Here is an 18,094-nt window from a genome sequence, read left to right on the forward strand (position 1 = left end):
TGCATCGCCACGGTTATCGGCCGCCGCTGAAGTCCCACTGACGCCAGGCTTCGAACACCATCACCGCAACAGTGTTGGACAGATTGAGGCTGCGGTTGTCCGGGCGCATCGGCAGGCGCAGCCGGTGCTGTGGCGGGATCGACTCCAGCACGTCGGCGGGCAAGCCGCGTGTTTCCGGGCCAAACAGGAAGGCATCGCCATCGGCAAATTGCGGTGTGTCGTAACGCACGGTGCTGCGCGTACTCAGTGCAAACACGCGCTTGGGCGCGATCGCGGCCAGGGCGGTGGGCAGGTCGGCATGCACCTGCAGGCTTGCGTATTCGTGATAGTCCAGGCCGGCGCGTTTGAGCTGCTTGTCGCTGAGGTCGAAGCCGAGCGGCTCGATCAGGTGCAGGCGCGCGCCGGTGTTGGCGCACAGGCGAATCACATTGCCCGTATTGGGCGGAATTTCCGGCTGAAACAGGATGACATCGAGGACGGGGGCTGACATGCGCGCAGTGTAGCTGCGCGCGTGCTCAAAGGCGGATGGCGGCGTTGACCAGCGCTTCCAGTTCGACCGGCGACGGCTGCAGCTGCGGCACCGGCAGGTTGACGATGACCTGGCCCATCAGCGCGCCGATGGCGGCAGCAGCCTGGCCGGAGGTGCTCTGCGCGCTGGCAGCGGCGTTGCGGGTCACCAGGTCGGCGCGCTGGTCGGCGGACGGACGCACCTGCACCGCAGCCAGGGTGAGGATGCGCGGGCCGGCCTGCTCGGCGGCGAGGGCGGCCAGCTGCTCGGCCGACGGACGCACCTGCACGGCGGCCAGGGTAGGGATGTCGCTGCTGCGCTCCAGCGCCTGCTGGGCGATCTGGTCGGCCGACGGGCGGACCTGCACGGTGTCCAGCGTGGTCAGGCTGGCGGCCTGGGCGAAACCGGCCAGGGCGGTACCGGCAAACAGGGCGGCGGAGAGGGCGATGCGCAGGGTCTGGGTCTTCATGGCGAGGTCTCTTGGTGTGGGCGATCAGTGGTGTGGTAGTAAGGTAGTACACCGTTCCGGTAAATGCAATAATTTTCGCGGCGCAGTTTTATTTATTCAGCTGGCAGTCATTTTCATTGATCGAGGTCGCTTCCCGCTGCTTGCCCATTCCATGCAGCAAACCACGTGCCAGTTCCAGTGGATTGTTTTTAAAGGGATTTATGCGCCGCAGCGGTGTCCGCGTCCGGACACCCGGACGCGGTTGCGGGCGCCGGACACCGGCCGAAGCGAGAGAACACGACGATCTGCTTGGTGTTCAGCGCGCTGAATGCGCGGCGTGCGGTCATGCAGCGCACGCCGATCGCCACCCGGCAACTGCGGCACAATCCGGCTTCGTCCTCAGGTGTCTAAGACTTATGCGCGTGCTGATGCTGTCTGTTCTGGTTGCCACCACTGCCACGGCCTGCACCTGGGTGCCGATCGAGCAAAGCGGCAAAGGCGTGCAGGTGCTGCCCGCAGGCCCTGTGCCAGCTGGCTGTCAGCAGCAGGGCGAGGTGGTGGTGTCGGTCAAGAGCAAGGTCGGCTTCTACAACCGCAACCCGTTGCGGGTGCAGGAAGAACTGGAAACGCTGGCACGCAACGAGGCGCCGGGCGCCAGCGCCAATACGGTGCAGGCGCAGGGTCAGCCGGCCGATGGCAGCCAGCGCTTCAACGCCTTCCGCTGCCCGCCGCGCTGAACCGTTGGGCTGGGGCGCGGCCGCTGCAATTGTAAAGATGCGGTAAAACCAGCCAGCGGCTAGACTAGCGCCCCCTCGCCTGACGCCATGGCGCTACTTCGATGCTCTTCCAGAATGTCTCCATCGCGGGACTGGCGCATATTGATGCGCCGCACACGCTGACTTCCAAGGAAATCAACGAGCGCCTGCAACCGACCTACGACCGCCTCGGCATCAGAACCGACGTGTTGGGCGACGTTGCCGGTATTCATGCACGGCGCTTGTGGGACCAAGATGTCCAGGCCTCGGACGCTGCCACCCAGGCTGCGCGCAAGGCACTGCTCGACGCCGGCATCGGCATCGAGAAGATCGGCCTGCTGGTCAACACCTCGGTGAGCCGCGACTACCTGGAGCCGTCCACCGCCTCCATCGTGTCCGGCAACCTCGGGGTCGGCGACCACTGCGTCACTTTCGACGTCGCCAACGCCTGCCTTGCCTTCATCAATGGCATGGACATCGCCGCCCGCATGCTTGAGCGCGGTGAGATCGACTATGCGCTGGTCGTCGATGGCGAAACCGCCAACCTGGTGTACGAAAAGACCCTCGAGCGCATGACCTCGCCCGACGTCACCGAAGAAGAGTTCCGCAATGAACTCGCCGCGCTGACCCTGGGCTGCGGTGCCGCAGCGATGGTGATGGCGCGCACCGAGCTGGTGCCCGACGCCCCGCGCTACAAGGGTGGCGTGACCCGCTCGGCCACCGAGTGGAACAAGCTGTGCCGCGGCAACCTGGACCGCATGGTCACCGACACCCGCCTGTTGCTGATCGAAGGCATCAAGCTGGCGCAGAAGACCTTCCTGGCTGCCAAGCAGGCAATGGGCTGGGCGGTGGACGAGCTGGACCAGTTCGTCATCCACCAGGTCAGCCGCCCGCATACCGCTTCGTTCGTGAAGTCGTTCGGCATCGACCCGGCCAAGGTCATGACGATCTTCGGCGAACACGGCAATATCGGCCCTGCTTCGGTACCGATCGTGCTGAGCAAGCTCAAGGAACTCGGCCGCTTGAAGAAGGGCGACCGCATCGCGCTGATGGGGATTGGTTCTGGCCTGAACTGCTCGATGGCGGAAGTGGTCTGGTAATGCGTGTGATAGTGCCCGGCCGATGCTCTTGTACGCCGGGCAATATCACTGCTTAGGAAAAAAAGTGGTATCTAAGTTTCCTTGCAGGAACAGTTGCGGTCTGTAAGGAAAGACGATGGCTCCGCGCATCACCGGACACTATGTTGCTGGCGCTCTCGCAGGGAGCCGTTACCAGGCGTTCGTCCCTGATCCGTTGCCGCCAGTGCCGGCGCTGGATTTCGCACAGGCCGAACTGGTGGCGCGCAAAGAGCGCGCCGACCAGGCACTAGGGCGACTGGACGGCATCACGCTGATGCTGCCCGACCCGGAACTGTTTCTTTATCAGTACATCCGCAAGGAAGCCTTGCTGTCGTCCCAGATCGAAGGAACCCAGTCATCGCTCTCGGACCTGTTGCTGTTCGAGATGGATGCGGCACCGGGCGTGCCTGTCGACGATGTCGAAGAAGTGTCCAACTATGTCGCGGCCCTCAACCATGGCTTGCGGCGCCTGCGCGAGGACGATTTCCCGCTGTCGCTGCGTTTGATCCGCGAGATGCATGCGCTGTTGCTGCAGGGTGGGCGTGGTGCCGGCAAGCAGCCAGGTGAATTCCGCCGGAGTCAGGTGTGGGTAGGCGGGGTCTCGCCTGCACTTGCGCACTTTGTTCCGCCACCGCCAGATGCATTGCCCGACGCGCTGTCGGCACTCGAACAGTTTCTGCATGCGCCGCAGGGGCAGATGCCGCCGTTGGTGAAGGCGGCGCTTGCCCATGTGCAGTTCGAAACCATCCATCCTTTCAGCGATGGCAATGGGCGCCTGGGACGGCTGTTGATTACTTTGATCCTGTGCAGCGAAGGCGTGCTGCGGGAGCCCAGCCTGTATCTGAGCCTGTATTTCAAGCGCCGTCGTGCCGATTACTACGATCGCCTCAATGCGGTGCGACTCAACGGTGACTGGGAAGGATGGCTGGGCTTCTTTCTGGATGGTGTGGCAGAGACCGCGCAACAAGCCGTCGACACCGCGCAGCGCCTGCTGGCACTGTTGGCACGTGATCGGGCCCGCATTGCCGCTTTGGGCCAGCGAGCAGGCAACGTTGGCCTGGTGTTTGAGCAGTTCGCGCGGCGCGTGGTGTTGGCGGTGCCGCAAGTGGCGCCCGCCCTGTCGTTGAGTGCGCCCACCATCCGTGCCGCAGTACGCACCCTGCAGGAGCTGGAAATCGTCAACGAACTCACCGGCCAGCAGCGGCATCGTATTTTTGCCTATCACGCCTATCTCGACATCCTCAGCGAAGGAGCGCAGCCGCTGTGAGCGATGCGTTTGCGCACGGCCGTTGCCGACGATGCAGGGACATCCAGCGTATTTTCGATACTGTCGTGGCGATGTAGCTGGCGACTTGCCACTCACCCAGCCCAAGCTTTAGCAAATAGAGAGATCCATGAACTACCCCGGCTATCCCTTCACTCCCCAGCGCCTTGAGGTGCGTCCCGGCATTGCGATGTCGTATCTGGACGAAGGTCCGCGCGATGGCGAGGTGGTCGTGATGCTGCACGGCAATCCGTCATGGAGTTATCTGTGGCGACACCTGGTGAGCGGCCTGTCGGATCGTTACCGCTGCATCGTGCCGGACCATATCGGCATGGGGCTGTCCGACAAGCCGGACGATGCGCCCGACGCGCAGCCGCGTTACGACTACACGCTGCAGTCGCGCGTGGATGATCTGGACACGTTGTTGCGGCATCTGGGCATCACCGGTCCGGTCACGCTGGCGGTACACGACTGGGGCGGCATGATCGGGTTCGGCTGGGCGTTGTCACATCATGCGCAGGTCAAGCGGCTGGTGATCACCAACACCGCTGCGTTCCCGTTGCCGCCGGAAAAACCGATGCCGTGGCAGATCGCAATGGGCCGGCATTGGGGGCCGGGCGAGTGGTTCATCCGCACGTTCAATGCGTTTTCCTCCGGCGCGTCCTGGTTCGGCGTGTCGCGGCGGATGCCGGCGGAGGTGCGTCGCGCCTATGTGGCGCCCTACGACAATTGGCGCAACCGCATCTCCACCATCCGCTTCATGCAGGATATTCCGCTGTCGCCCGCCGACCAGGCCTGGTCACTGCTGGAGCGCTCGGCGCAGGCATTGCCGTCGTTCGCCGATCGCCCGGCGTTCATCGCCTGGGGCCTGCGCGATATCTGCTTCGACAAGCATTTCCTGGCCGGCTTCCGCAAGGCACTACCGAATGCCGAGGTCACCGCGTTCGACGATGCCAATCACTACGTGCTGGAAGACAAGCATGAAGTGCTGGTGCCGGCGATCCGTGCATTTCTGGAGCGCAACCCGCTGTAAGCGCTGCTGGCATCGCCGCGCAGGCGCTCGCTAGGTGAGGGCCTGCGGTGTGCAGAACGCGGATGCACTAGTGGATGGGACCGGCAATGCCGTCGCTCTATTGGACGTTGCGAGTGGATGGTGTAGTCACTCGCAGCGATGGCCGTTACAACGGTGGCAGCGGATTGCGTTGGGCCTCGTCCACGCCCAGCCAGTCGGCGTCAGTCAGCGCGTGCAGGCCGTGCGCCAGCCGGGATTTGTCGCATTGCGCGCTGCGCTGGCCGAATTCCAGCGAGGCCGGCACGGCGGCGCAGGCGGAGGGCCGGCGATCATGGATGCTGCAGCGGCTGTAGCGGCCGATGTCTGCGTCCAGCGCGATGCAGCGCGGCTGCGATTGCGAGGTGCCGCGCATGACGCGCTCGTGCGTGCGCAGCGCATCGGTCAGCTCGATCGGTACCCTGCCGCCCAATGCGGGATCGGCCTCGCTCCAGTGAAAACTGACGCGGAAGTAGGCGCAGCAGGCGCCGCAGGTAAGGCAGGGATGTGCCATGGAATGCCGGGCCTTGCGCGGCGAAACAACGTGGTGAGCGCGGCATTCTGACCGAACCACGCTGCGATACAAGTGGCACCGCCATGCGCCGGTTAGTGGTTCATCTGCGTCGCTCGACGCAGCGCGTGTGTGCAAGGCGCTGCGCCTTGCGCAGGGCAGGGCATGTCGAGTGAGCACTACGCTGCATCGTTGCGGCTCGATGACGCGCAATCACCGCGTCAGCCATCGCTGCGATGGGGGCACGCACCAGCGCAGCTGACTTGAGCGCGATCAAGCGGCCGGCACCGTCGGCGCATGGGTGATAATGCGGCAATGACTACGACAACTCTCTGCAATATCGCCGCCACCCTGCCGGAACTCGCGCGCGAGCGCCCCGAGCAGATCGCCATCCGTTGCCCGGGCCGCCGCGCCGCCAACGGGTTTGCCGCCTACGATGTGACCTTGAGCTATGCCGAGCTGGACGCGCGCAGTGATGCGATCGCTGCCGGTCTGGCCCTGCACGGCATCGGACGCGGTGCGCGCGCGGTGGTGATGGTGCGCCCGTCGCCGGAATTCTTCCTGCTGATGTTTGCCTTGTTCAAGGCCGGTGCGGTGCCGGTGCTGGTGGATCCGGGCATCGACAAGCGTGCGCTCAAGCAATGCCTGGACGAAGCGCAGCCGCAGGCGTTTATCGGCATTCCGCTTGCGCAGCTGGCGCGTCGTCTGTTGCGGTGGGCGCGCTCTGCAAAGCAGATCGTTAGCGTCGGTGGCCGTTACGGCTGGGGCGGGGTGACATTGGCGCGCGTGGAGCGCGATGGCGCCGGCGCCGGCAGTCAGCTGGCCAACACCGGGCCGGACGATGTGGCCGCCATCCTGTTCACCAGCGGCTCGACCGGCGTGCCCAAGGGTGTGGTGTACCGCCACCGGCATTTCGTCGGCCAGATCGAATTGCTGCGCAATGCCTTCGGCATGCAGCCCGGCGGTGTGGATCTGCCGACATTCCCGCCGTTTGCCCTGTTCGATCCGGCACTGGGGCTGACCTCAGTGATTCCGGACATGGATCCGACCCGCCCGGCCACTGCCGATCCGCGCAAGCTGCACGATGCGATCGACCGCTTCGGAGTCACGCAGTTGTTCGGCTCGCCGGCATTGATGCGCGTATTGGCCGACTACGGCCAGCCCTTGCCAAACGTGCGCCTGGCCACCTCGGCCGGTGCGCCGGTGCCGCCGGACGTGGTGGCCAAGATCCGCGCGTTGCTGCCGGAAGATGCGCAATTCTGGACGCCGTATGGCGCCACCGAATGCCTGCCGGTGGCAGCGATTGAAGGGCGTACGCTGGACGCCACCCGCGCGGCCACCGAGGCCGGTGCCGGCACCTGCGTCGGTCAGGTCGTCGCGCCGAACGAGGTGCGCATCATCGCCATCGACGATGCGGCCATTCCCGAGTGGAGCGGCGCGCGCGTGCTGGCGGCGGGCGAGGTGGGCGAGATCACCGTCGCTGGCCCCACCACCACCGACACCTACTTCAACCGCGACGCGGCCACGCGGATTGCCAAGATCCGCGAGCGCAACGCGGATGGCAGCGAACGCATCGTGCATCGCATGGGCGATGTGGGCTACTTCGATGCCGAAGGGCGCTTGTGGTTCTGCGGGCGCAAGACCCACCGCGTGGAAACCGCCACCGGCCCGCTCTACACGGAGCAGGTGGAGCCGGTCTTCAACGTGCATCCGCAGGTGCGGCGCACCGCCTTGGTCGGTGTCGGCGCACCCGGACAGCAACAGCCGGTGCTGTGCGTGGAATTGCAGCCTGGCGTGCCGGCATCGGCATTTGCACAAGTGGAAACCGCATTGCGCGCGCTGGGCGCTGCGCACCCGCACACGGCTGGAGTCACGCGTTTCCTGCGCCATTCCGGATTTCCGGTGGATATTCGCCACAACGCCAAGATCGGCCGCGAAACGCTGGCGATCTGGGCGTCGCAGCAGTAGCGCCGAGCCTCACGATGCGCGCGCGTTATCGACTGGATGACCTGCGCATCGATGTGGCGCGCCAGCGTGTGGAGCGTGACGGCGTCGCACTGGAGGTCGGCGGGTTGAGTTTCCGCCTGCTGCACTATTTGCTGCAGCAGGGGCAGCGGGTGGTCGGTTTCGACGAGTTGATCCAGAACGTGTGGGCACCTGCGCTGGTCAACGAAGAAACCGTCACCCAACGTGTGCGCCTGCTGCGGCAGGCCTTGGGCGACGACTCGCGCCAGCCGCGTTACCTGCGCTCGGTGCGCGGGCAGGGCTATCAACTATGCGTGCCGGTACAGTTGGAAGAGGCTTCGCCTGCATTTGGGGTGCGGCGGCGTGGTGCCTGGATCATTGCGACAGGCGTGGTGCTGCTCTGCGTTGGCGCGACCTGGCGGCTGCAGTCGCGTGACACCCCGCCAGCACAATCGGCCTTGTTGCAGCGTGCCGACTACTATGCCGGCATCGGTCAGCGCGACGACAACGAACGCGCCATCGGGCTGTATCGGCAACGCTTGCAGCAAGCACCGGACGATCGGCAGGCTCAACTCGGCCTCAGTCACGCCTACAGTGCGCGCGTGTGCCAATACGACGCCGATGCGGCGTTTGCGCAGCAGGCCTTGCAACTGGCCGATGTGGTGCTGGCCGTGCAGCCGCGTCTTGCCGCGGCATACGCGGCGCGTGGCTACGCACTGGATTGTCAGGGTCGCAATGGCGATGCGCTGGCGGCCTACGAGCAGGCGTTGCAGCTGGATCCCGCTGCCGATGCGGTGCGCGGCTCGGCCGCCTATCTGTACGAACGCCAGGGGAAACTGGTGCAGGCGCTGGTGGCCAATCTGGCGGTGCGCGATCCCTCGCGCGTGCGGTTCTTGCGGATCCAGATCGCCAGCAATCTGAGCCTGCTCGGCTATGCGAGTGCCGCCGAGGCGCGCTACCGAAAGAATTTTCAACTGTATCCGGACGACCCGTTCTCCAATCTGGCCTGGCCCAGGTTCCTGTTCGACCATGGCCGCGCGGCTGAAGCGCAGACCGCCTTGAGCGAGGCGCTGGGCCGCGGCACCGAGTATGCGGGGCTGTCGTTGCTACAGGCCGAACTTGCCTGGGTGCGTGGTGACAAGGCGCTTGCACATGCAGCGGTGCTACGGGCGGCGCAGCTGCGTCCACAAGGCAGCTTTGCGCAGACCGTGGCGTGGACGCTGCAGGCGCAGCCGCCACCGGCAGCCGCGACGCTGCAGGCGCGCGCACAGGAATTGCTGGTCAGCGTGGAGCGCGGTGGCGATCCGTTCGATGCAGTCGATGCGGCGGTATTGCTGCTGTGTGCAGAGGCGCCGGATGCAGCGATGCGCGCCCTGCAGCGTGCCGAAGCCGCCGGCTACCGCAACGCCGGCTATCTGCGGCAGTCACCGCTGCTGCAACCGCTGCGCACGCTACCGGAGTTTGCTGCGCTGCTGGCACGCATCGATGCCGATCTTGCTGCCCAGCGTGCGCAGCTGCGTGAGCGCAATCTGCCGCCGGCAGAAGCGACGTCCGAGCGGGGCTAAGACACTGCAATGTGTCGTTTGTGCGCTGCATGCTCAAATCGCATTGCATGCGCTGCGTGCCTCATAGAACAACTGCGCTTGCTGGTTGCGCAGTCGTATGGTGAGCCGCCTTGGAAAACTGCTAAGCACGCCGCCAGCCGGGCGCAGCCGGCTTGTGGTTCCCATCCGCACACGACCATGTTGGCAGGTGAGATGTCCTTACCGCTTGCGGGGCCCTTGGCGGCATGGATGCTGCCAAGGAGCCTTTGGGGACGGAGTTACGGCGCGTCCCGCAAGCGTTAGGGCATTGGATTCCCTTGGCAGCATCCAAACGACGCTAAAAGCGCAAACTCTTGGCCACGTCGAGAAGTGATCGAGCGGTGTGGATGCGTCTGTCAGTTGCTTTCGGGGAGCGCATTGAGCACATAGTCGGTCAGCAACCGGTGTGATTGCTGGTGCATCTGCCGGGTGTTGTAGGCACGGCGGGTGAGCACGACCACTAACCGCTCTTCGGGCACGACGAATACGTAGTTGCCGCCATTGCCGGACATCGCCCAGGTGTCGCGTTGTACGCCGCGTACAGGAAACAGGAAGTGCCAGAGTTGATAGCCATAATCGGCATCCTCGCGTGCCTGCGCATGCACGCTGGTCATCGCCCGCACCCAGTCTGCGGGAATGACCTGGCGGCCTTGCCAACGCCCCTGTGCGAGCAGCAGTTGACCGAGTTTGGCCAGGTCGCGGCTGCGATAACGGGTGCCGCCACCGCCCATACCCACTCCTTCGGACGAGACGTTCCATTGCGCCTGCGTGATTCCGAGCGGCGTTTCGAGGACCTGGGCTGCGAATGCCTGCAACCGCTGTCCTGTGGCTTTTTCCAGCAATGCACCGAGCAGGAAGGAGCCTGCCGTGCAGTACGAAAACGCGCGGCCGTGCGGACTTTGCGCAGGCCGCTGCATCCAAGGCGCGTAGCCACGGATCGGCAGATCTAGGGCGAACTGGGTCCAGTCTGCACTCACGTACATGCGCTCTTCGTTGCCGGCAGAAAATTCGTTGTCGTCGTTGCATTCCAGCTGCGAGCTCATCGTCAGCAGGTCCTCGATGCTGATGACGCGCTTGCGCGGATCGGGATGCTGCCACTGGCGATCGCCAAAGTAGTCGTAGACCTTGGCCTGCGCGTTTGGGATCAGTTTGCGCTCGATTGCCGCACCGACCAGCAACCCGGTGACGCTTTTGGTCAGCGAGCGGGTGTCGTGCAAGATCTGGCGATCGGCACCGCCCAGGTAGTTTTCGTAGACCAGCACACCGTCGCGCACGATCAGCACGCTGGTGGTGGATGGCGCCAGATCGGCGGCCAGCGCCTGTTCCATCTGCGCGAGCACGGTGCGGCTCCAGCCACGGGCGGCCGCGCTGGCGACCGGCCAGCCGTCATCCAGAGCAGGTGGCGTGGCGGCCGTTGAAGCTGCAGGTGCCGGAGTGGTGGCCGTCGGCGTGGCAGCTCTGGGCGTGGCAACAGGTGGTGCGGCGTGCAGCGCAGAGATGGCGAATAGCGCGGGTAACAGCAGAGACGGGCGGGTCATGGTGGCTCCAGAGATCGACGGAGCCACCATGACGCCAGCGGTGCGAATGAACTGCCTGATGTCTCGATGAAGATTTATGAAGCTCTTTGCGATCAATGGCTTGCGTCTGGCGCAAACGGTTACCCGTCTGCGCCGCGTCGCGATAACGGTCCGGTCCGGCTATTGTGTGCGCCCTGCAGGAGCAATGGGTGTGGCGCAATGAAGGTGTTGGTAACCGGTGGTGGTGGCTTTCTTGGCCAGGCGTTGTGCCGCGGCTTGATCGCGCGTGGGCACGAGGTGGTGAGTTTCCAGCGCGGCGATTATCCGGTGCTGCAGAGTTTGGGCGTGGGCCAGATCCGTGGCGACCTGGCCGATCCGCAGGCGGTGCGGCATGCCTTCGCCGGCATCGATGCGGTCTTCCACAACGCGGCCAAGGCCGGTGCGTGGGGCAGCTATGACAGCTATCACCAAGCCAATGTGGTGGGCACGCAGAACGTGCTCGACGCGTGTCGGGCCAATGGTGTGTCGCGCCTGATCTATACCTCCACGCCCAGCGTGACCCACCGCGCCACCAATCCGGTGGAAGGGCTGGGCGCCGACGAAGTGCCGTATGGCGAGGACCTGCGCGCGGCGTACGCGGCGACCAAGGCGATCGCCGAGCGCGCGGTGCTGGCGGCCAACGATGCGCAACTGGCGACGGTGGCCTTGCGTCCGCGCCTGATCTGGGGGCCGGGCGACAATCATCTGTTGCCGCGTCTGGCCGCGCGCGCGCGCGCCGGGCGGCTGCGCATGGTCGGCGACGGCAGCAATTTGGTGGACAGCACCTACATCGACAACGCCGCGCAGGCGCATTTCGATGCGTTCGCACATCTCGCTGCAGGTGCTGCGTGTGCGGGCAAGGCGTACTTCATCTCCAACGGCGAGCCCTTGCCGATGCGCGAGTTGCTCAATCGCCTGCTGGCTGCGGTGGATGCACCGGCGGTGACGCGTTCGTTGTCGTTCAAGACCGCGTATAGAATTGGTGCAATCTGCGAGACCATGTGGCCACTGTTGCGTCTGCCTGGCGAAGTGCCGTTGACGCGTTTTCTGGTGGAACAGCTGTGCACGCCGCACTGGTACAGCATGGAGCCGGCGCGTCGCGACTTCGGCTATGTGCCGCAGGTCAGCATCGAAGAAGGGCTGCAACGACTGCGATCCTCATCTTCCAACGACATCGCCATCACTCGATAAAGACCGCCACATCTTCAGGATACGTCTGCGCCGATTCGGCACGACAACTTCTGGAATCCTTGCCATGCTGCATTACGCCATCATCTTCTTCGTCATCGCCATCATCGCCGCCGTGCTGGGCTTCAGCGGTATCGCCGGTGCGGCGACCAACATCGCCTGGATCCTGTTCGTGGTGTTCCTGATCCTGGCTGTGATCTCGATGTTCCGTCGCGGCAAGGTATAACGCCTAGCTGCGATACGTCACGGCAGCGGCGCTGCCGGTCGACGCTCGCATGGCCCGCTTCCGCAAGGAGGCGGGCCATGTGCATTCTGGACGCTCCATCGTTGAATCGCTTTTGTTTTAAAGCAGTTTTTCGAGATATTGCACGTGCTTGCCGTTGCCCAGCAGCGCATCGCCGACCGGCTGGAAACCCTGCTGCAGATGCAGCGCCAGCGATGCCGGATTGGGTGGAAGCAGGTTGACCTCGCAGACCAGGCGCGGTTGTGCCGCTGCACGCGCGGCGTGGATGAGCTCGTCATACAGCTGCCTGGCAAGCCCGCGCCGTTGCGCATGCGCGGCGATCACGATGCGGTCGATGTAGACAAAGCGCGCGAAGCGCTGCGCCATCCATGCAAAGTTCGGGTTGGCGTAGGCCGCGCCTTGATCCAGCGCGATCAGCAGGCCATCCGCCGGCGCGACGAGGCGTGCGTGCCACGCCAGTTGCAGCAATGCAGCCAGCCCGTCGGCATTCAGCAACGACAGCTCGGTGGCGTGCGCATTGTTGAGCGCAAGCAGTGCGCCGTGGTCGTGCGGTTGCACGGTGCGCACAAGGGCCTGGCTCATGCGCCTGGCTCGACCGCGCTGCGCAGCAGCTGATCGTCAGCATGCCGTTGCAGTGCCAGCTCGATCAGCTGGGTGATCAAGCTGCGGTAGTCCAGCCCGCTTGCCTGCCAGAGCTTGGGGTACATGCTGATCCGGGTGAAGCCCGGCAATGTGTTGACCTCATTGATCACGATGCGGCCATCGGCGCACAGGAACACGTCCACACGCGCCATGCCGGCGCAGTCCAGCGCCTGGTAGGCCTGCACCGCAATCTGCTGGATGCGCTGCTGCGTCTGCGCATCAATGTCGGCCGGGATCACGATGTCGGCGCCGTGTTCGCTGATGTACTTGGTCTGGTAGGAGTAAAACGCGTCGTGCACCACCACTTCGCCGCACACGCTGGCCTGTGGGGTGGCATTGCCCAGCACGGCGCATTCGATCTCGCGCCCGGCGATCGCCGCTTCCACCAGCACCTTGTGGTCGTATGCCAGCGCCAGTGCGAGCGCGTCGGCAAATGCATCGGCACTGTGCACCTGACTGACACCGACCGACGAACCCTGGTTGGCCGGTTTGACGAACAACGGCAAACCCAACTGCACGATCAATGCATCCACGTCGGCATGTGCGGCGGTGTGGCGGTTGAAGCAGGCGAACGGCGCCACCTCAAGCCCGGCATCGCGCAGCACGCGCTTGGCCAGGTCCTTGTCCATCGCCAGCGCCGAGCCGAGTACGCCGGAGCCGACGAAGGGCAGATTGGCCATACGCAGCAGCCCTTGCAGCGAGCCGTCTTCGCCGAGCGTGCCATGCACGATCGGAAACACCACATCGATCTGCGCCAGCGCCTGCTCCGGCTGGGTCGGGCGCAGCTGCTGTTGCTGCGCGCCCGGCAGCAGGGCCACGCCGCGACCGCTGCGATGCAGGGCGATGCGGGTCGGGTCATCGGCATTGAGCAGGAAGCTGTCGGGGTCGTTGACGTGCCACTGGCCCTGCTTGTCGATGCCGATCAGCACTGGCTCGAAGCGCTGCGGATCCAGCGCATCGAGAATGTTGCGCGCCGATTGCAGCGAGACCTCGTGCTCGGCCGATTTGCCGCCGAAGATGAGACCGACCCGGATCTTGCGCATTGCCTGCTCCTGCCACCTGCATGATGAGGTCGCCAGCATGCCCGCGGCAGGCGCGCCGAAGGAAGTCCTGCCTGACCAAGACACGCGGCCTGGTCACAAGGCGCCCTGCCATGATCGCCACCCCGGCCTCCGGCTTGCACGTGCCACACCACCGTCAAGCAGTGGCGACATGCGGGGACGGTAGAATGCGCCCATGCCCGGATCCCTGTTCAACTCACTCAAGCCGCTCGCCGGCCAGGCCCTGCAAGCCGCGCTCAACCGCGCGCTGGCACTGGACCCCGATACCCGCGACGCCCTGCTGCCACTGGAAGGCCAACGCATCGCACTGACCCTGGAGGCACCTGCGCTGGCCCTGCAGATCCGCGTGCACGAGCGCCGCTTGCTGGTCGGGCCGGTCGACCAGGCGCAGGAGCCGGACCTAGCCGTGCGCAGCAGCCTGGCCGGTTTGCTCGGCCAGCTGCCGTTCCTGGCCAACGCGCGCCGCAGCGGCGCACCGGCCGGGCGGCTCAAGGTGTCCGGCGATGCCGAGTTGGCGCGCCAGCTGCAGCAACTGGCCGGCCGTTTCGATCCGGATTGGCAGCTGCCGTTCGTGGCGGTGTTCGGCGAGATCCTCGGCGTGCAGATCGCCAATGCGGTGCGTGCAGCGCTGCAGCAGGCGCGGCGCAGCGCGGTGGATCTGGCGCATAGCGCGGCCGAATTCGTGACCGAGGAATCGCGCGACGTGGTGCCGCGCGCCGAACTGGACGCCTTTCACGACGATGTCGATGAACTGCGCGACGACGTCGAACGGCTGGCCGCACGCGTGGCGCGCCTGCGCGCGGCCGGAGGTGCGGCATGAAGGCGCTGCTGCGGGCCAGCCGCATCGGCCGGGTGATCCTGCGCTATCGCCTGGACGACCTGTTGCAGGACACGCCGGCCGAGCGCTGGCTGCGCCTGGCCAAGCCGTTCGTGCCACGCGCCAGTGCCGAGATCGCCGCGCAATCGCGCGGTGCGCGGCTGCGGCTGGCGCTGCAGGAGCTGGGGCCGATCTTCGTCAAGTTCGGGCAGATCCTGTCGACCCGGCGCGACCTGATTCCGGCCGACGTGGCCGATGAACTGACCCTGCTGCAGGACCGCGTCAAACCCTTCGACGGCGAAGCGGCGCGGCTGATCGTCGAGCGCGCGTTGGGCCTGCCGGTGAGTGTGGCGTTTGCCGCGTTCGATACCGTGCCGCTGGCCTCGGCTTCGATCGCGCAGGTGCACGCGGCCACCTTGCCGCCGGATGCCAACGGCGTGCGCCGCGAGGTGGTGGTCAAGGTGCTGCGCCCGGATATCGAGCGCCAGATCGATGCCGATATCGCGTTGCTGCAGTCGCTGGCCACGCTGGTCGAACGCACCCACCCGCGCGCGGACAAGATCCGGCCGCGCGAAGTGGTGGCCGAGATCGAAGGCACCCTGTCGGCCGAACTCGACCTGCAGCGCGAAGGCGCTAACGCCAGCGTGCTACGCCGGTTCTGGGAAGGCTCGGACGATCTGTACGTGCCCGAGGTGATCTGGTCGCACACCGCCGAGCGTGCACTCACGCTGGAGCGCGTGTACGGCATTCCGTCCGACGACATCGCCAAGCTCGATGCGGCCGGTATCGACCGCAAGGCGCTGGCGGCCAAGGGCGTGCGGGTGTTCTACACGCAGGTGTTCCGCGACAACTTCTTCCATGCCGATGCGCATGCCGGCAACATCTGGGTCGACAGTGATCCGGAGCGCCGGCTCAATCCGCGTTTCATCGCGCTGGATTTCGGCATCATGGGCCAGCTCTCGCAGGAAGATCAGTACTACCTGGCCGAGAACTTCATGGCGATCTTCCACAAGGATTACCGCCGCATGGCCGAGCTGCACGTGGAGGCGGGCTGGATGCCCGACAACGTGCGCATCGACGAACTGGAGGCGGCCGCGCGCTCGGTGTGCGAACCGTACTTCACCCGCCCGTTGTCGGAAATTTCGCTGGCCGAAGTGTTGATCAAGCTGTTCCGCGTCGCGCAGCGCTACGAACTGACGCTGCAGCCGCAGCTGATCCTGTTGCAGAAGACCTTGCTCAACATCGAAGGCGTCGGTCGCCAGCTCGACCCCAGGCTGGATATCTGGGCGGTGGCGCGGCCGGTGCTCGAACGCATCCTGCGCGAGCGTTACAGCCCACGCCGCGTGCTCGGCGAATTGCGCAAGCGCCTGCCGGAAATCATGACCCATGCGCCGGACATGCCGCGCCTGGTGCACAGCTGGTTGAAGCAGCAGGTGGAAGGCCGCCACCAGATCGACATCCGCTCGGCCGAGCTGCGCGCACTGGACCTGAGCCTGCGCAAGCTGCAGACGCGCGTGGTCACTGCCATCACCGGCAGCGGCCTGCTGGTGGTGGCTGCCGTGCTGTATGGCCTGCACCCGAATGGCTGGTACCTGGGTACGGTGCCGGTATGGAGCTGGGTCAGCGGCGGCGCCGGCTCGGTGGCCCTGCTGGTCGCCTGGCTGCGGCGCTGAAGCACTCAAGCACTGCGCAGGCGGCCTGCCGCATCCGGCTGGATAGCGGCAGCGCCTGCAGCGGCACGATGACGAAGCCGTCCCCGGCGAGGTAGTGATGATCGATCTGCAGGCGTTGAAGGACGAACTGGCACGGTTCGGTAGCGACAACGATGCGCAGCAGCTGGAGCGTGGCCGGCGCATGCTCAACATCACGCACGACACCGGGCAATTGCTGGCCGTGCTGGTACGTGCCACCGTTGCGCGGCGCGTGCTGGAAATCGGCACCTCCAACGGTTATTCGACGCTGTGGCTGGCCGAAGCGGCGGCCGCAATCGGTGGGCAGGTCACCACGGTGGAGCTTGCGGCCGACAAGGTGGCCCTGGCGCAGGCCACGCTTGCACGCAGCGGCCTGGCCGCGTCGGTGGATGTGGTACACGGCGACGGCGGCGCGTGGCTGACCCAGGCCGCCAGCGCCAGCATCGATCTGGTCTTCCTGGATTCGGCGCGTGGCGAGTACGTGCGCTGGTGGCCGGCACTGCGCCGCGTGCTGCGCGGTGGTGGCCTGTTGGTGGTCGACAATGCGCTCTCGCATGCCGACGAACTGGCGCCATTCACCGCGCTGCTGGCTGACGATCCGGCAGTCACCTGCAGCGTGGTGCCGGTGGGCAAGGGCGAATTGCTGGCGGTGTGCGGCGCGGCCTGAGGGTGCGCCGCCGAGCTGCCACGCCCTCAGGCCTCAAGGCGCGTGGTCGGCATGCGCCATACGGCGCGGCGGCGCAGTGGCATGCGGTGTCGACGATGCGGATAATCCGCCGGTGAGCACATCCCCCAAGCACTTGCAGATTCTCTTCCAGGACGAGCTCCTGGCCGTCGTCGACAAACCCGCCGGCCTGATGGTCCACGACAGCAAGCTGGCGCGCGGGGAGGACGACTTCCTGGCCGACCGCCTGCGCGAACAGCTGGGCCGGCCGATCTTTCTGGTGCACCGGCTCGACCGAGCGACCAGCGGCTGCCTGCTGCTGGCGTTCGACCGCGAGGCCGCCAGCGCGCTGGGCAAGGCCTTGATGGCCGGCGAGTTGGAGAAGGACTATCTGACCGTCTGCCGCGGCTGGCCGGCCGAGGAGCGCTTCATCGTCGACCACGATCTGGACGGCGGCCCCGGCAAGCCGGTCAAGAAGCCGGCGGTGACGCACTTCCAGCGCCTGGCCACCGGCGAGCTGGAGATCCCGTCCACCGGCTTTGCCACCTCGCGCTATGCGCTGCTGCGCTGCCAGCCGCAGACCGGGCGGTTCCGGCAGATCCGCCGGCACATGAAACACCTGTCGCACCACATGATCGGCGACACCAGCCACGGGGATGGCCGGCACAACCGCAGCTTCCGCATGCTTGGCATCCACCGCATGCTGCTGCACGCCGAGCGGCTGGGGTTTCCGCATCCGGCCGATGGGCAGCGCATCAGCGTCACCGCGCCGCTGGATGTGGAATTTTCCAAGGCCTGCGCATTGCTCGGGTGGGAGATGGCCGCGCTGGGAGCGGTGCAGACGGCTTGATGCGGTCTGCGGCTACTAGTCAACACGCCCACTCGATCTGCTGGAAATCCGCGCAACCGTGCCCTCACTCCATCCCCTCTCCCGCAGGAGAGGGGCCAAGCGCCTCCTCACCGAGTGGGACAAGCGGGTTGGCGCAATCGTCGTCAGCGCCACTACCGCCACCGTCGCAAGCAGCAACCGC

At 65.7% G+C, this 18,094-nt stretch carries 18 protein-coding genes; 12 read left to right on the forward strand and 6 right to left on the reverse strand.

The window, feature by feature from the left end:
• Positions 1-13: 13 nt before the first annotated feature.
• Positions 14-490 carry a tRNA (cytidine(34)-2'-O)-methyltransferase gene (locus KHN93_RS01240; RefSeq protein WP_039517704.1) on the reverse strand — a complete coding sequence of 159 codons (477 nt, stop codon included), beginning with the start codon at positions 488-490 and terminating at the stop codon, positions 14-16.
• Positions 491-515: 25 nt separating this feature from the next.
• Positions 516-977 (reverse strand): XAC0231 family protein, encoded by a 462-nt coding sequence (locus tag KHN93_RS01245; protein ID WP_211921626.1) that lies wholly within the window; start codon positions 975-977, stop codon positions 516-518.
• Positions 978-1,372: 395 nt separating this feature from the next.
• On the opposite strand from KHN93_RS01245, the gene KHN93_RS01250 reads away from it, so the two are divergent.
• From KHN93_RS01250 to KHN93_RS01265, 4 genes are all read left to right on the forward strand, one after another.
• On the forward strand, positions 1,373-1,693 hold the full coding sequence (locus tag KHN93_RS01250) for a DUF4156 domain-containing protein (RefSeq protein WP_127159634.1): 321 nt from the start codon (positions 1,373-1,375) through the stop codon (positions 1,691-1,693).
• A 101-nt stretch (positions 1,694-1,794) separates the two neighbouring features.
• Positions 1,795-2,811 (forward strand): 3-oxoacyl-ACP synthase III, encoded by a 1,017-nt coding sequence (locus KHN93_RS01255; protein ID WP_016903994.1) that lies wholly within the window; start codon positions 1,795-1,797, stop codon positions 2,809-2,811.
• A 115-nt stretch (positions 2,812-2,926) separates the two neighbouring features.
• Positions 2,927-4,096, forward strand: coding sequence for a Fic family protein (locus KHN93_RS01260; protein WP_211921628.1), 1,170 nt, complete (start codon positions 2,927-2,929; stop codon positions 4,094-4,096).
• Positions 4,097-4,223: 127 nt separating this feature from the next.
• Positions 4,224-5,126, forward strand: a complete 903-nt coding sequence (locus KHN93_RS01265) for an alpha/beta fold hydrolase (protein ID WP_039517700.1) — start codon at positions 4,224-4,226, stop codon at positions 5,124-5,126.
• 145 nt (positions 5,127-5,271) lie between these two features.
• Here the strand turns inward: KHN93_RS01265 and KHN93_RS01270 are convergent, their stop codons facing one another.
• Positions 5,272-5,655, reverse strand: coding sequence for a YkgJ family cysteine cluster protein (locus KHN93_RS01270; RefSeq protein ID WP_039529059.1), 384 nt, complete (start codon positions 5,653-5,655; stop codon positions 5,272-5,274).
• Positions 5,656-5,967: 312 nt separating this feature from the next.
• Here KHN93_RS01270 and oleC point away from each other — a divergent pair, with 312 nt between their 5' ends.
• Positions 5,968-7,620, forward strand: coding sequence for an olefin beta-lactone synthetase (gene oleC, locus KHN93_RS01275; protein ID WP_211921630.1), 1,653 nt, complete (start codon positions 5,968-5,970; stop codon positions 7,618-7,620).
• A 14-nt stretch (positions 7,621-7,634) separates the two neighbouring features.
• On the forward strand, positions 7,635-9,182 hold the full coding sequence (locus KHN93_RS01280) for a winged helix-turn-helix transcriptional regulator (protein WP_104561092.1): 1,548 nt from the start codon (positions 7,635-7,637) through the stop codon (positions 9,180-9,182).
• A 374-nt stretch (positions 9,183-9,556) separates the two neighbouring features.
• On the opposite strand, the gene KHN93_RS01285 is transcribed toward KHN93_RS01280, so the two are convergent.
• Complete coding sequence (locus tag KHN93_RS01285) at positions 9,557-10,738, reverse strand: serine hydrolase domain-containing protein (protein ID WP_244812185.1); 1,182 nt, start codon at positions 10,736-10,738, stop codon at positions 9,557-9,559.
• 198 nt (positions 10,739-10,936) lie between these two features.
• Here KHN93_RS01285 and oleD point away from each other — a divergent pair, with 198 nt between their 5' ends.
• Both oleD and KHN93_RS01295 read left to right on the forward strand, forming a co-directional pair.
• A complete protein-coding gene (gene oleD / locus KHN93_RS01290) occupies positions 10,937-11,947 on the forward strand; it encodes a 2-alkyl-3-oxoalkanoate reductase (protein ID WP_047126370.1) in 1,011 nt (336 codons plus the stop codon).
• 64 nt (positions 11,948-12,011) lie between these two features.
• Positions 12,012-12,170 carry a DUF1328 domain-containing protein gene (locus KHN93_RS01295; protein ID WP_003468167.1) on the forward strand — a complete coding sequence of 53 codons (159 nt, stop codon included), beginning with the start codon at positions 12,012-12,014 and terminating at the stop codon, positions 12,168-12,170.
• Between the two features lie 117 nt (positions 12,171-12,287).
• On the opposite strand, the gene KHN93_RS01300 is transcribed toward KHN93_RS01295, so the two are convergent.
• Positions 12,288-12,770, reverse strand: a complete 483-nt coding sequence (locus tag KHN93_RS01300; protein WP_211921632.1) for a GNAT family N-acetyltransferase — start codon at positions 12,768-12,770, stop codon at positions 12,288-12,290.
• Complete coding sequence (gene ddlA, locus KHN93_RS01305) at positions 12,767-13,873, reverse strand: D-alanine--D-alanine ligase (protein ID WP_211921634.1); 1,107 nt, start codon at positions 13,871-13,873, stop codon at positions 12,767-12,769. Before ddlA ends, KHN93_RS01300 begins: the two co-directional genes overlap by 4 nt.
• A 193-nt stretch (positions 13,874-14,066) precedes the next feature.
• Between ddlA and KHN93_RS01310 the strand changes: the two genes are divergently transcribed.
• The 4 genes from KHN93_RS01310 to KHN93_RS01325 all read left to right on the forward strand — a co-directional run bounded on the left by KHN93_RS01310 (position 14,067) and on the right by KHN93_RS01325 (position 17,913).
• Positions 14,067-14,711 (forward strand): ubiquinone biosynthesis accessory factor UbiJ, encoded by a 645-nt coding sequence (locus KHN93_RS01310; protein ID WP_046345336.1) that lies wholly within the window; start codon positions 14,067-14,069, stop codon positions 14,709-14,711.
• On the forward strand, positions 14,708-16,381 hold the full coding sequence (gene ubiB / locus KHN93_RS01315) for a ubiquinone biosynthesis regulatory protein kinase UbiB (RefSeq protein ID WP_024939032.1): 1,674 nt from the start codon (positions 14,708-14,710) through the stop codon (positions 16,379-16,381). The genes KHN93_RS01310 and ubiB overlap by 4 nt, the downstream gene beginning before the upstream one ends.
• Before the next feature lie 97 nt (positions 16,382-16,478).
• Positions 16,479-17,066, forward strand: coding sequence for an O-methyltransferase (locus KHN93_RS01320; protein ID WP_211921636.1), 588 nt, complete (start codon positions 16,479-16,481; stop codon positions 17,064-17,066).
• 76 nt (positions 17,067-17,142) lie between these two features.
• The gene (locus KHN93_RS01325) at positions 17,143-17,913 is read left to right on the forward strand and encodes a pseudouridine synthase (RefSeq protein ID WP_180968578.1); all 771 of its coding nucleotides are present in this window, start codon (positions 17,143-17,145) and stop codon (positions 17,911-17,913) included.
• Positions 17,914-18,094: the final 181 nt, after the last annotated feature.

This window comes from Xanthomonas arboricola pv. juglandis, assembly GCF_905367715.1.
GTDB lineage: Bacteria > Pseudomonadota > Gammaproteobacteria > Xanthomonadales > Xanthomonadaceae > Xanthomonas > Xanthomonas arboricola.

Coding starts and splice junctions, on each gene's coding strand:
- KHN93_RS01295 (WP_003468167.1), top strand. CDS start 12,012: ATGCTGCATTACGCCATCATCTTCTTCGTCATCGCCATCATCGCCGCC.
- KHN93_RS01280 (WP_104561092.1), top strand. CDS start 7,635: ATGCGCGCGCGTTATCGACTGGATGACCTGCGCATCGATGTGGCGCGC.
- KHN93_RS01300 (WP_211921632.1), bottom strand. CDS start 12,770: ATGAGCCAGGCCCTTGTGCGCACCGTGCAACCGCACGACCACGGCGCA.
- KHN93_RS01265 (WP_039517700.1), top strand. CDS start 4,224: ATGAACTACCCCGGCTATCCCTTCACTCCCCAGCGCCTTGAGGTGCGT.
- KHN93_RS01260 (WP_211921628.1), top strand. CDS start 2,927: ATGGCTCCGCGCATCACCGGACACTATGTTGCTGGCGCTCTCGCAGGG.
- ubiB (WP_024939032.1), top strand. CDS start 14,708: ATGAAGGCGCTGCTGCGGGCCAGCCGCATCGGCCGGGTGATCCTGCGC.
- KHN93_RS01255 (WP_016903994.1), top strand. CDS start 1,795: ATGCTCTTCCAGAATGTCTCCATCGCGGGACTGGCGCATATTGATGCG.
- KHN93_RS01250 (WP_127159634.1), top strand. CDS start 1,373: ATGCGCGTGCTGATGCTGTCTGTTCTGGTTGCCACCACTGCCACGGCC.
- KHN93_RS01320 (WP_211921636.1), top strand. CDS start 16,479: ATGATCGATCTGCAGGCGTTGAAGGACGAACTGGCACGGTTCGGTAGC.
- KHN93_RS01285 (WP_244812185.1), bottom strand. CDS start 10,738: ATGACCCGCCCGTCTCTGCTGTTACCCGCGCTATTCGCCATCTCTGCG.
- KHN93_RS01310 (WP_046345336.1), top strand. CDS start 14,067: ATGCCCGGATCCCTGTTCAACTCACTCAAGCCGCTCGCCGGCCAGGCC.
- ddlA (WP_211921634.1), bottom strand. CDS start 13,873: ATGCGCAAGATCCGGGTCGGTCTCATCTTCGGCGGCAAATCGGCCGAG.
- KHN93_RS01245 (WP_211921626.1), bottom strand. CDS start 977: ATGAAGACCCAGACCCTGCGCATCGCCCTCTCCGCCGCCCTGTTTGCC.
- KHN93_RS01240 (WP_039517704.1), bottom strand. CDS start 490: ATGTCAGCCCCCGTCCTCGATGTCATCCTGTTTCAGCCGGAAATTCCG.
- oleC (WP_211921630.1), top strand. CDS start 5,968: ATGACTACGACAACTCTCTGCAATATCGCCGCCACCCTGCCGGAACTC.
- KHN93_RS01270 (WP_039529059.1), bottom strand. CDS start 5,655: ATGGCACATCCCTGCCTTACCTGCGGCGCCTGCTGCGCCTACTTCCGC.
- oleD (WP_047126370.1), top strand. CDS start 10,937: ATGAAGGTGTTGGTAACCGGTGGTGGTGGCTTTCTTGGCCAGGCGTTG.